This window comes from Isoptericola sp. S6320L, from assembly GCF_023015685.1.
Classification (GTDB): domain Bacteria; phylum Actinomycetota; class Actinomycetes; order Actinomycetales; family Cellulomonadaceae; genus Isoptericola; species Isoptericola halotolerans_A.
Window position 1 is genome coordinate 1 of the sequence record NZ_JALKAT010000022.1, and the last position, 11,630, is coordinate 11,630.

At 71.9% G+C, this 11,630-nt stretch carries 11 protein-coding genes; 4 read left to right on the top strand and 7 right to left on the bottom strand.

Going from position 1 to position 11,630, the window contains the following annotated elements:
• Positions 1-68: 68 nt before the first annotated feature.
• Together MWU57_RS12180 and MWU57_RS12185 are read left to right on the top strand one after the other, a co-directional pair.
• Complete coding sequence (locus MWU57_RS12180; RefSeq protein WP_246909455.1) at positions 69-890, top strand: patatin-like phospholipase family protein; 822 nt, start codon at positions 69-71, stop codon at positions 888-890.
• Entirely contained in the window at positions 887-1,912 is a 1,026-nt protein-coding gene (locus MWU57_RS12185; protein WP_246909456.1) for a 1-acyl-sn-glycerol-3-phosphate acyltransferase, read from the top strand. Before MWU57_RS12180 ends, MWU57_RS12185 begins: the two co-directional genes overlap by 4 nt.
• A 154-nt stretch (positions 1,913-2,066) precedes the next feature.
• Here MWU57_RS12185 and MWU57_RS12190 read toward each other — a convergent pair whose 3' ends face one another.
• From MWU57_RS12190 to MWU57_RS12215, 6 genes are all read right to left on the bottom strand, one after another.
• On the bottom strand, positions 2,067-3,080 hold the full coding sequence (locus tag MWU57_RS12190; RefSeq protein ID WP_374108549.1) for a LacI family DNA-binding transcriptional regulator: 1,014 nt from the start codon (positions 3,078-3,080) through the stop codon (positions 2,067-2,069).
• Between the two features lie 17 nt (positions 3,081-3,097).
• A complete protein-coding gene (locus tag MWU57_RS12195; protein WP_246909457.1) occupies positions 3,098-4,666 on the bottom strand; it encodes a glycoside hydrolase family 1 protein in 1,569 nt (522 codons plus the stop codon).
• Positions 4,667-4,748: 82 nt separating this feature from the next.
• Complete coding sequence (locus tag MWU57_RS12200; protein WP_106267729.1) at positions 4,749-5,672, bottom strand: carbohydrate ABC transporter permease; 924 nt, start codon at positions 5,670-5,672, stop codon at positions 4,749-4,751.
• Positions 5,669-6,850, bottom strand: a complete 1,182-nt coding sequence (locus tag MWU57_RS12205) for a carbohydrate ABC transporter permease (protein ID WP_106267731.1) — start codon at positions 6,848-6,850, stop codon at positions 5,669-5,671. The genes MWU57_RS12200 and MWU57_RS12205 overlap by 4 nt, the downstream gene beginning before the upstream one ends.
• Before the next feature lie 137 nt (positions 6,851-6,987).
• Complete coding sequence (locus MWU57_RS12210; protein WP_246909458.1) at positions 6,988-8,322, bottom strand: ABC transporter substrate-binding protein; 1,335 nt, start codon at positions 8,320-8,322, stop codon at positions 6,988-6,990.
• Between the two features lie 277 nt (positions 8,323-8,599).
• Entirely contained in the window at positions 8,600-9,100 is a 501-nt protein-coding gene (locus MWU57_RS12215) for a DUF2505 domain-containing protein (protein ID WP_246909460.1), read from the bottom strand.
• 65 nt (positions 9,101-9,165) lie between these two features.
• Between MWU57_RS12215 and MWU57_RS12220 the strand changes: the two genes are divergently transcribed.
• Positions 9,166-10,641 (top strand): sensor histidine kinase, encoded by a 1,476-nt coding sequence (locus MWU57_RS12220; RefSeq protein ID WP_246909462.1) that lies wholly within the window; start codon positions 9,166-9,168, stop codon positions 10,639-10,641.
• 63 nt (positions 10,642-10,704) lie between these two features.
• On the opposite strand, the gene MWU57_RS12225 is transcribed toward MWU57_RS12220, so the two are convergent.
• The gene (locus MWU57_RS12225) at positions 10,705-10,953 is read right to left on the bottom strand and encodes a WhiB family transcriptional regulator (protein ID WP_106267737.1); all 249 of its coding nucleotides are present in this window, start codon (positions 10,951-10,953) and stop codon (positions 10,705-10,707) included.
• Positions 10,954-11,183: 230 nt separating this feature from the next.
• Here MWU57_RS12225 and MWU57_RS12230 point away from each other — a divergent pair, with 230 nt between their 5' ends.
• Positions 11,184-11,618 carry a hypothetical protein gene (locus tag MWU57_RS12230; protein WP_246909463.1) on the top strand — a complete coding sequence of 145 codons (435 nt, stop codon included), beginning with the start codon at positions 11,184-11,186 and terminating at the stop codon, positions 11,616-11,618.
• Positions 11,619-11,630: the final 12 nt, after the last annotated feature.

Below are 11,630 nucleotides of genomic sequence, written 5' to 3' on the forward strand. Positions count from 1 at the left end.
GGCCCTGCGGGCCGACGGCGTGTCGTGCACCCACAGCGGTGGTGGGGGTTGCGTGCGACGATGTCGGCGTGACGGTGGCTTTCGTGCTCGGGGGCGGAGGGGTGCGCGGCGCCGTGCACGTCGGCATGCTCCAGGCCCTCTTCGAGGCCGGGGTGCGTCCCGACCTGCTCGTCGGCACGTCGATCGGGGCCATCAACGGGGCGGCCGTCGCCGCCGACCCGTCGCTGGCCGTCGTCGACAGGCTCCTCGAGGCCTGGGCGTCGCCCACCGCCGCGAGCGTCTACTCCGAGCCCTGGTACCGGCAGGTCGCGCACCTCGCCCGTTCCCGGACCCACGTGTTCGACCCGGCCAAGCTCCGCGCGCTCGTCGCCGAGACCGTGGGCGAGCACCGCACGTTCGAGGACCTCCAGGTGCCGCTCGCGGTCGCGGCGGCGAGCATCGAGCGGGCGGCGCAGCGCTGGTTCGACAGCGGACCGCTCGTCGACGCCATCGTCGCGTCCGCCTCCGTGCCCGGCGCGCTCCCGCCCGCCGAGATCGACGGTGAGCACTTCGTCGACGGCGGGGTGGTCGACTCGATCCCGCTCGGGGAGGCGGTGCGGCGGGGTGCGTCCACGGTCTACGTGCTCCAGGTCGGGCGCATCGAGGAGCCGCTCACCGCGCCGACCACGCCCGCCGACGTCGCCCGCGTGACGTTCGAGATCTCCCGCCGGCACCGGTTCTTCCGCGAGCTGGACGACGTGCCCGACGGCGTCGTCGTCCACGTGCTGCCCTCCGGCGGTCCCGTGCCGGGCGACGAGAAGCTCACGTCGTTCCGGCGCCTCGACGCGACGCGTCGCCGCATCGAGCAGTCGTACCGGGCGGCAGCCGGCTATCTCGCCGACGGGGCATGATGGCGCCCCCGCCCCGCTGGGTGCGCCGGCTCGTGGTCGCCCCGCTCGTGGTCGTGCTGGCCCTCGTCATGGTGCCGACCACGCTGATGCTCGCGCTCGTCGTGGGCGCCGCGCTGACGTGGGTGCTGCCGGGACGGCTGCGCACCCTGCGGCTGCTCTGGATGATCGCGTTCTACGTGGTGTGGGACGCCCTCGCGCTGCTGGCGATGCTGGGCCTGTGGATCGCGTCCGGCTGCGGGCTCCTCGCGGGCCGACCCTGGTACCGGCGTGCGCACGTCCGCCTCGCCCGCGGCATGCTCGCGCTGTTCTTCTGGCAGGTGCGGTGGACGCTGCGCCTGCGCATCGTGGTCGACGCCGCACCCGGCGTCGAGATCCCCGACGCGCCCCTCGTCGTGGTCAGCCGCCACGCCGGCCCGGGGGACTCGTTCATCCTGATCGACCGGCTGCTCGGGCTCACCGGCCGGGCGCCGGCCGTCGTGCTCAAGGACACCCTGCAGTGGGACCCGGCGATCGACGTGCTGCTGCACCGGCTCCCGTCCGCCTTCGTCACGCCGTCGTCGCGCCGCCGGGAGGGTCAGGCCGGCGCGCGCGAGACCGTGGAGCGCATCGCGGCGGGGCTCACGAGCGACGAGGCGTTGGTGCTGTTCCCGGAGGGCGGCAACATCACTGCCCGACGTCGCACCGGGCGCATCGCGGCCCTGCGGGAGCGCGGGCACGAGGAGCTGGCACGACAGGCCGAGGCCATGGGCCACGTCATGGCGCCCCACGCCGGCGGCTTCCAGGCCGCGCTGGACGGTGCGCCCGACGCCGCGGTGCTGGTCGTGGCGCACACCGGCCTCGAGCGCCTCGTCACCGTGGGCGACATCTGGCGGGAGCTGCCGATGGACAAGTCCATCGTGCTCGGCGGGTGGCTCCACCCGGCGTCCGGCGTACCGCGGGACGACGTGGCGCGCGAGGCCTGGCTGTTCGAGCAGTGGCGGGTCGTTGACGCCTGGATCGGTGAGCGCACGCCGACCGTCTGACGTCCGTCCACCTCCGCATCGGGCGGGTGCCTCGTTCCTCGGCCCACCCGCTGCTTCACCTCCGCCTCAGGCGGTGCTGTTGCCGCCTGAGGCTGCGGCTCCGCATCGGGCGGGTGCCTCGTTCCTCGGCCCCACCCGCTGCTTCACCTCCGCCTCAGGCGGAGTCACCCTCGACGAGGCGGGGGACGAAGATCCGGGGCTCCGGGTGCACGTCCTCGCCGGCCAGCATGTCGAGGAGCGTCGACGTCGCCGCCGCCACCATCTCCACGACCGGCTGCAGCACCGTGGTGAGCCGGGGAGTCGTGCGCTCGGCTCCCAGGGCGTCGAAGCCGACGACGGCGACGTCGTCCGGCACCTTCTTGCCGTGGTCGCGCAGCACCTGGAGGGCGCCCGAGGCCATCAGGTCGGAGGCGGCGAAGACGCCATCGATGTCGGGATGGTCGGCGAGCACACGTTCCATCGCCGCGGCACCACCCTCGACCGTGAAGTCGCCGTTCGCGACCGCGTCGGTCGGCAGGCCCGCCCGGCTCAGTGTCCGGCGCCAGCCCTCGTGGCGGTCGAGGGACGCCGTCATGTCCTGCGGACCGGTGATCGCCGCGATGCTGCGGCAGCCGCGGTCGACCAGCCGCTGGGTCGCGACGCGTGCCCCCGCCGCGTTGTCGACGTCGACGTAGTGCAGGCCGGCGCTGTCGAACGGACGGCCCACGAACACCCCGGGAAGGGTGCCCGAGCGCAGCTCCGGCTCGAGGCGGTCGTCCTTGTGGTGCGACGCGATGATGACGCCGTCGACGTGACCGCTGTTGAGGTATCGCGCGATGTGTCCCGGCCGCTCGCCCGGGCGGGCGAGCAGCAGGACGAGCTGCAGGTCGGTGCCACCCAGACCCTCGCTGACGCCTCGCACCACGCCGGCGAGGAACGGGTCGGTGAGGATGCGGGCGTCCGGCTCCGGCACCACGAGCGCGATGGAGTCCGTCCGGCGGGTCACGAGCGATCGTGCCGCCCGGTTGGGCGCGTAGCCCAGCCGGAGGATGGCGGCGTCGACGGCCTGCTGGGCCTCGGGGGAGACGCGGTCGCCCCCGTTGATGGCGCGCGACGCCGTCGACCGGGACACCCCCGCGGCGCGCGCGACGTCGTCGAGCGTCGGAACGATGTGCTTCGTGACCACGATCGGAGACTACCTTTCGCTCAACCGCGGGCCGGGACGGCGTTGTCCCGGGCGACGTCCGCGTACCAGCGACCCGATGACTTCACGGTGCGCTCCTGCGTCTCGTAGTCCACCCGCGTGAGGCCGAACCGCTTGGCGTAGCCGAGGGCCCACTCGAAGTTGTCCATCAGCGACCAGGCGAAGTAGCCGCGGACGTCGGCGCCCGCGTCGATCGCGTCCTTCAGCGCGCGCAGGTGCGCGTCGAGGAAGGCGAGCCGGTCCTGGTCGTCCACGGTGCCGTCCTGCTCGACGACGTCCGGGTAGGCCGCGCCGTTCTCGGTGACGAAGAGCGCCGTGCCGCGCGGTCCGGTGTAGTCCTCCTGGATCCGGACGAGCAGGCGGGTGAGGCCCTCGGGCTGCACCTCCCAGCCCATGTCCGTGATCGGCAGGCCGCGGCTGCGCGGGTGGACGCCGTCGGGGACCGGGTTCGGCGAGCGCGTCTCCCACACGGGACCCGTGGCGTCGTGCTCGCGCGCTCCGTCGGGACCCGCGGTGCCGTCCGGCACGCCGGACGCCGTGGCGGACTCCGGGTCGGGCGTCGCCGCGACCGCGCCACCGTTGTAGTAGTTGACGCCCAGCACGTCGATCGGCGTGGAGATGATCTCCAGGTCGCCCGGCTCGATGAGCTCGGCGAGGCCCAGGTGCGCGACGTCGACCAGGATGTCCTGGGGGTAGGCGCCGCGCAGGACCGGGTCGAGGAAGATGCGGTTGAACATGCCGTCGTCGCGCCGCGCGGCGTCGACGTCCGCCGGGTTGTCCGGGTCGACCGGGTCGGAGACCGTGAAGTTGAGCGTGATGCCGAGCGAGGCCTGCGGGGCGCGCTCGCGCAGCGTCTCGACCGCGAGCCCGTGGCCGAGCATGAGGTGGTGCGCGGCAGCGAGCCCGAGCTCGGGCGACTTCTTGCCCGGCGCGTGGACGCCCGCCGTGTACCCGAGGAACGCCGAGCACCAGGGCTCGTTGAGCGTGGTCCACACGGGGACGCGGTCGCCGAGGGCGTCGCCCATGACGGCGGCGTAGTCGGCGAACCGGTAGGCGGCGTCCCGCGCGGGCCAGCCCCCCTGCTCCTCCAGCGCCTGCGGCAGGTCCCAGTGGTACAGCGTGAGCCACGGCATGATGTCGGCCTCGAGGAGCTCGTCGACCAGCCGGGAGTAGAAGTCGAGACCGCGAGGGTTGACCGTCCGGCCGTCCGGCACCACGCGCGCCCAGGACGTCGAGAAGCGGTAGGTGTCGAGGTGGAGGCTCTTCATGAGCTCCACGTCCTCGCGGTAGCGGTGGTAGTGGTCGCAGGCGACCATGCCGTCGTCGCCGTGGTGCACGGCGCCCGGGATCCGGCAGAAGACGTCCCAGATGGAGTCGAGGCGGCCGTCCTCCGCACCGGCGCCCTCGACCTGGTAGGCGGCGGTGGCCGCGCCCCAGAGGAATCCGGCGGGGAACTCGACGCGCCCGCTGCTGTTGGGCGTCGCCCGCACCAGCGGGGCCGACGGCGTGAACGGCGCGGCCGTCCCGGGTGCGGCGGCCCGGGCGCCCGTGCCCGGCATGCTCAGAGTCATCTCAGCTGTACTTCCCTGTCGGAGGAGCGGGCTGTCCGGACGCCCGGGGACGTCCGGACAGCCTGTGGTCGAAGTCTGCGTCTCAGCCCTTCACCGCGCCAGCCATGATCCCGGCCACGAGCTGACGTCCGACGAAGAAGAACAGCACCAGGAGGGGGAGCGTGACGAGGAAGATGCCACCCATCACCAGCGAGTAGTCGACGAAGTAGTTGGCCTGCAGGGAGCGCACGACCAGCGGCAGCGTCGGGTTCTCGTTGGTGAGGATGATGGACGGCCAGAAGTAGTTGGTCCACTGCTGCACGAACTGGAACAGGCCGAGCATCGCGGCGGCCGGGAGCGCGGCGGGCATCGCGACCGACCAGAAGGTGCGGATCATCGACGCGCCGTCCACGCGGGCCGCCTCGATGAGCTCGTACGGCAGGGCCTCGGAGAGGTACTGGGTCATCCAGAACACGCCGAACGCGGTGACCAGGCCGGGCAGGATGACGGCCTGCACCTTGCCGTACCAGCCGATCTCGCTCATGAGGATGTACAGCGGGATGATGCCGAGCTGCACCGGCACGGCCATGGTGGCGATGACGAAGACCAGCAGGGGGCCGCGGCCGCGGAAGTTCAGCTTGGCGAACGAGTACCCCGCCAGCGTCGAGAACAGCACGACCGACGCCGACGAGATCACGCCGATGAGGGTCGAGTTCCAGAGGGCCTTCCAGAAGTTGATGTTGGAGTCGGTGATGACCGTCTGGAACTGCGTGAACAGGCTGGCGTCCGGGAGCCACTGCGGGACCGCGTTCTGCGCGATGGAGGTCGGGTCGGACGAGCCCAGCAGGAGCGTGTAGTACAGCGGGAAGATCGAGATCAGCAGGACGGCGCCCAGCAGGACGTAGGTGACCCGGCCGGCTCGGCGGGCGGACCCGCCGAGGGGCGCCTTGCCACGGGCGCGGCGCTTGGCGGCGGCGCGGGCGGCACGGGTGCCGGCGGTCTGCGCGGTGACGGCGACGGAGCTCATCGGACGTCCTCCCCGGGGGTCTGGTTCGACGAACCGTTGGACGGCTGCGTGGGCGGGATCGACGGCGGTGGTGGCGGCGAGCCGGGCGGGGGACCGGCGTTGGCGCCCGGCGGCGCCGACGGTGTCGGTGCACCGCTGCGGTTCGAGGCGGCCCTGGCCTCGGCGAGCAGCGCCTTGGTGTGACGGCGGCTCACCTTGGGGCCGCGGGCACCGCCGGTGGCGATCCGCTGCGTCATGATGAAGTTGGCCATGCCGACGATGACGATGATGATGAACAGCAGCCAGGCGACCGCCGCGGCACGACCGAAGCTCTTCTGGTTGCCCCACGCGACGTCGTAGAGGTAGACGACCGTGGTCATCCAGTCCCGGTTCGGTCCGCCGAGCCCCTGGGAGTCGTACATGCGGACCTCGTCGAAGATCTGCATGCCGCCGACGGTCGAGGTGATGACGACGAAGATGACGGTGGCGCGGATCTGGGGGACCGTGACGGAGAAGAACTGACGGATCCGTCCGGCGCCGTCGATGACCGCGGCCTCGTAGAGCTCGCGCGGCACGGCCTGCATGGCCGCGAGGAAGATCAGCGTGTTGTAGCCGGTCCAGCGGTAGTTGACCATCGTGGAGATGGCGAAGTGGCTGGCGAGACGGTCACCGTGCCAGGCGACGGGGTCGACGCCGACGAGACCGAGCAGCTCGTTGATGAACCCGTACTGGTCGGCGTAGAGACGCCCGAAGATCATGGAGATGGCGACCGGTGCCACGACGAACGGCACCAGCACGCCCATGCGCCAGAAGGTGGCCGCGCGCAGGTTCTGGTCGAGGATCGCGGCGATCGCGATCGCCATGATCACCTGCGGCACCGAGGAGAACAGGAAGATGGAGAAGGTGTTGCCGACCGACTTCCAGAACAGCGGCTGCTGCAGGACGGCGACGTAGTTGTCCATGCCGACGAAGTCGCCCTGCCCGCCCAGCAGGTTCCAGTCGTAGAGCGACACGATGGCCGTGTAGACGAGCGGGAACAGGCCCACCACGGCGAACAGCAGGAAGAACGGCGAGATGTACAGGTAGGGCGAGACCTTCACGTCCAGCCGGCCGAGCCGCTGGGAGAGGCCGACCCGTCGCGGCGGACGTTCCGGTTCGCCGCGCGCGTGCGCGGGCTTGCTGGGGGACAAGATGGCCATGAGCAGTTCCTGTACGTCTCTCCGTGGGGCGGGGCTGGGCACGTGTCGGGCCGGTCGCCGGGGATGGCGACCGGCCCGACACGGTGTCTCACAGGGTGGAGCGGGGCGGTGTGCGCCTCACGTCCAGGTGGGTGAGGTCACTGGATGACGTTCGCGGCGTCCGTGACCGCCGTCTCCCACGACGTCTCCGGGTCCTCGCCGTTGAGGTCGACGCGGTTGATCGCGTTCTGGACCTCGGCGTGGATCGCGAAGTAGTTCGCGCCCTTGAACGGCGCACCGTCGATGGCCTGGGCACGCGTGGAGAAGATCTCGCCGGCCGGGGCACCGCTCATGAAGTCGTTCGTGAACGTCTGGACGGCCTCGGACTCCTGCGCCTCGATCTGCGACGGGAAGGTGCCCGCCTCCTCGAAGGCCTGGGTCTGGACCTCGGGCGAGGTCAGCCAGTCGGCGAGCTCCGTGGCGGCCTCGGTGTTGGCGCCGGAAGCCGGCACGGTGAGGAACGAGCCGCCCCAGTTGCCACCGCCACCGGGGAAGACGTCGGCGATGTCCCAGCCCTCGACGTTGCCCGCGTTCTGCTCGATCGGACCGGTCATCCAGGCCGGGCAGAGCATCGTGGCGAAGGCGTCGTTCTGGAAGCCGGCGGCCCAGTCGTCGCCCCACTGCTCGAGACCGGCGGACAGCTCGTCCTCGGCCGCGGCAGCGAGAACCTGGTCGTAGAGGCCCTTGACCTCGGTGTTGCTCGCCAGGTCCTTGGGCTCACCGGTGGCCGGGTCCTCGTAGGCCGCGTCGAGCTGGTTGACCATGCCCTGGAACGTCGCCTGGGCGGAGTCGAACCAGGCGTTGCCCGTCTCGTCGACGTACTCCTTGCCGGCGGCGAAGTAGGTGTCCCAGGTGGCGCCGTCGCCACCGATCCACTCGGCGACCTCTTCACGCTCGGAGGGCAGCCCCGCCGCCTCGAGGAGGTCGGAGCGGTAGCAGATGGCCTCGGGGCCGATGTCGGTGCCGTACCCGATGAGCTTGCCGTCCGGCGTGGTGGCCTGCTGGACCTTCCAGTCCACCCACCGGCCGTCGATCGTGGGGAGGTCGGCGAAGAGGTCGGGGTACTGCATGAGCTCCGGCAGCCAGTCGACCTCGATGGCCTCGATGTCGGCCAGGCCCTCGCCGCCGGCGGCGAGCTTGGTGGTCAGGTTCGTGCGGGCGTCACCCGACTCGGCGGCCGTGACGTGCTCGATGGTGACGTTGGGGTGCTCCTCGGAGTACTGGGCGAGGAGCTCGTCGGTGTAGCCGAAGTTGTTGAACGTGGCGACCGTGAGGGTGATCTCCTCGTCGGTCATCTCGCCGTCGTCGCCGTCGGTGGTGCCCGGCTCCTCGGTGTCGCCCGAGCAGGCGCCGAGGAGGAGTGCGAGGGACGCGATGCCGGCAGTGGCCGCTGCGACGCGACGGCTCCGGCGGGGGCGGGTGCTGCTGAGCACGGTGACTCCCTTGTCTGGTTCGAATCATGCGTAGGACGCTTCAGGAAGCGCCGACGCATCATGACGTGGTAGCGCTTCCACGACCGGGGATGATGCTTCCCTCGCCAGCGTGCTACGTCAAGTCCCCCGGAGCCATCGATGCCGGACGGTGATGTGGTGCTCAGGCATCGCCGCAGGTCAGCGGCAATGTGGGAGCGCTCCCGTGATCAAACCGTGATCACCCTCCGTGGCGTGCAGGGGGAGTGCAGGGGGCGTGCTCGCGCGCTGGCGGCCAGGCTCAGGAGCCTTCGAGCCACTCCCGGCCGGCGCGCTCCTCGGCCTCGAGGGTGCGCCGGACGGCACCCGCCGCGGCCTCCTCGACGGTCGCGGCGAAGAGGGGGAGGTTCGCCCGCACCTCGCCGTCGTAGACCTGGCGGGTGCCGCCGTCGGCCGTCGGCTCGAGCCGGAGCGAGCCGGTCATCCGGACCGGGGCGCCCGCGATCTCGACCGCGACGGTGCCCACGTGGCGCCCGTCGCGCACCGGTTCCCACGCCTCCGCCTGGCGCACCTCGAGGTGGTCGCCGACGAGCTGCCGGACCTGGGCCGGGATGAGGTCCGTCGGCAGGGTGCGCCGCAGGGACACCGTGAACCCGGAGGCCGGGTCACCGCTCACGTCGACGTGGGAGGCCGCGCCGGCGTCCCGCCGTCGGCCACGCCACCGCACGAACTCCGCGTCGCTGAGCATGGCGGCCACGGCAGAGACGTCCGCCGGGTAGATCTGCTCCACGGTCAGGTGCACGCTGCCCACCCTACCGGCGTGCTCCCCACGGGGGAGTGCCCCGTACGCTGGTGGGCGTGTCCGCCATGAGTGATCTGATCGCCGAGCACGCCGAGCTGGCCGAGGGGGACCTCGAGTGGCTCCACCTGCTGGTCGGTGACTGGCAGATCGTCTCCGACCTCGCCTTCGCCGACCTCGTCCTGTGGCTGCCCACGGCCGACGGCCGGTTCGTCGCCGTCGCGCAGTGCCGCCCCAGCACGGGGGCCACCGTGCACTACGACGACGTCGTCGGCTCGTTCGCCCCCGAGGGCCAGCGCCCGCAGCTCGCCGCCGCGATGAGCGAGGGCCGTGCGCAGCGCTCCCGCGAGCCACGCTGGTTCGGCGCCTACGCGGTGCGCGAGGAGGCCGTGCCCGTGGTGCACGACGGGCGCGCGGTCGCCGTGGTCGCCCGGCAGACCAACCTCGGTTCCGGGCGCACACCCAGCCGTCTGGAGCTCAACTACATCGAGTCCGCGGACGACCTGCTGGCCATGATCGGCCGCGGCGAGTACCCCTCGCCGAACGCGGCGACCGGGCCACGGCGCGGCGCCCCGCGCGTCGGCGACGGACTCATCAGGCTCAACTCCGAGGGCGAGGTCCTCTACGCCAGCCCCAACGCGCTGTCGTGCTTCCACCGGCTGGGCGTCATCGGTCCGCTGGTCGGCCAGTCCCTGGTCGAGGTGACCGCCGGGATCGCCGAGCAGCAGAGCACCGTCGACGAGTCGCTGCCGCTGGTGGTCATGGGCCGGGCACCGTGGCGCACGGACATCGAGGCGGGCCGGGCCGCGCTGTCGCTGCGTGCGCTGCCGCTCACCGACCGCGGCCAGCGCATCGGCGCGGTCCTGCTGTGCCGCGACGTCTCCGAGCTGCGCCGGCGCGAGCGCGAGCTCATGACCAAGGACGCGACGATCCGTGAGATCCACCACCGCGTCAAGAACAACCTGGCCACGGTGGCGGCGCTGCTGCGGCTGCAGGCCCGGCGCATGGAGGTCCCGGAGGCGCGGGCGGCGCTCGAGGAGGCGATGCGGCGCGTCGCCACCATCTCGCTGGTGCACGAGTCCCTGTCCCAGACGCTCGACGAGAGCGTCGAGCTCGACGACATGCTCAAGCGCGCGCTGCGTCTCGCGGCCGACGTCGCCTCGACACGCGCCCAGATCAGCACCCGCCAGAGCGGCTCGTTCGGGCTCGTGCCGGCCCAGGACGCCACCCCGCTCGCCCTGGTGCTCACCGAGCTGGTGACCAACGCCGTCGAGCACGGCTTCCCGGGCCAGGAGTCCGGCACGGTCTCGATCGACGTCGAGCGCGAGGACTCGTCGCTGCGCGTGGTCGTGGCGGACGACGGCGTCGGGATGCGGGACGGGATCGACGAGCTCGGTCGGGCGTCCCGCAGCGGGCTCGGGTCGCAGATCGTCAAGACGCTCGTCGTCAACGAGCTGCGCGGCACGATCGACTGGCTCCCGCGCGAGGGCGGCGGGACGCAGGTCGTCCTGCAGGTTCACCTGCGGGGCGACGCGCAGCGCTGAGCACACGCAGAAGGGCTCCCCCGCCCAGGAGCGGGGGAGCCCTTCTGCGTGTGCGCGGTGGCGTCAGCCGGCGCGGCGTGCGCGGGCGGTGCGACGCTTGAGGGCGCGGCGCTCGTCCTCGCTCATGCCGCCCCAGACGCCGGCGTCCTGTCCGGACTCCATGGCCCACTTGAGGCAGTTGTCGACGACGTCGCAGCGACGGCAGACAGCCTTGGCCTCTTCGATCTGCATGAGGGCCGGGCCGGTGTTGCCGATGGGGAAGAAGAGCTCGGGGTCCTCGTCGAGGCAGGCTGCCTTGTGGCGCCAGTCCATGTCATCTCCTCAATGGTCGTGGATCCGCTCCGGACGGCGCACGGCCAACTGGGCATGCCGCAAGGCAGCCGTCTCCGGTTCGGATCGTTCAGGGGGGGGGCGGAATCTCTGTCCAGAATCACACCTCGTGAAGGCCGGCACAAGGGGTTACGGCCAGATTTCTGTCCCGTGAACCCTGAGGGTTTCATCACACTGCACAAACTTTCCCGCGGGCCGTATCCTGGCGTGTCATGCCAGGTCCTGCCGCTCCTCCCCCCGAGACCGGTCCGCTCCCGCCGCCGGGCACCCGCCCCGGCGGTGCGCTGGCCGCGGTCCTCGTGGCCGTCGGGCTCGAGGCCGTGGCCATGGTCGTCTTCGCAGGAGCCGTGGTCGTCGAGCTGGTGGGTGGCCGTTCCGGCAGCACCGGCGTCAGCGTCTTCGTGGTGCTGTTCTTCCTCGGTCTGGCCGCGCTCCTCGTCGGCAGCGGCCGCGCACTGTGGCGTGGACGACGCCGAGGGCGGTCCCCGATCGCCGGTTGGCAGGTCTTCCAGGGCATCCTCGGCGTCTCGCTGCTGACCAGCGGCTCGCCGGCGGCGGTCGCGGGCGGCATCGCTCTGCTGGTCCTCGCCGCCGGCACCCTCCTGGGCCTCATGACGCGCTCGGTGCTCGAGCACACCGCCGACTGACACCGACCGCCG

Bases quoted from the DNA above. Each gene is read 5' to 3' on its own strand.
- MWU57_RS12185 (WP_246909456.1), top strand. From the start codon at position 887: ATGATGGCGCCCCCGCCCCGCTGGGTGCGCCGGCTCGTGGTCGCCCCG.
- MWU57_RS12195 (WP_246909457.1), bottom strand. From the start codon at position 4,666: ATGACTCTGAGCATGCCGGGCACGGGCGCCCGGGCCGCCGCACCCGGG.
- MWU57_RS12200 (WP_106267729.1), bottom strand. From the start codon at position 5,672: ATGAGCTCCGTCGCCGTCACCGCGCAGACCGCCGGCACCCGTGCCGCC.
- MWU57_RS12205 (WP_106267731.1), bottom strand. From the start codon at position 6,850: ATGGCCATCTTGTCCCCCAGCAAGCCCGCGCACGCGCGCGGCGAACCG.
- MWU57_RS12220 (WP_246909462.1), top strand. From the start codon at position 9,166: ATGAGTGATCTGATCGCCGAGCACGCCGAGCTGGCCGAGGGGGACCTC.
- MWU57_RS12225 (WP_106267737.1), bottom strand. From the start codon at position 10,953: ATGGACTGGCGCCACAAGGCAGCCTGCCTCGACGAGGACCCCGAGCTC.
- MWU57_RS12230 (WP_246909463.1), top strand. From the start codon at position 11,184: ATGCCAGGTCCTGCCGCTCCTCCCCCCGAGACCGGTCCGCTCCCGCCG.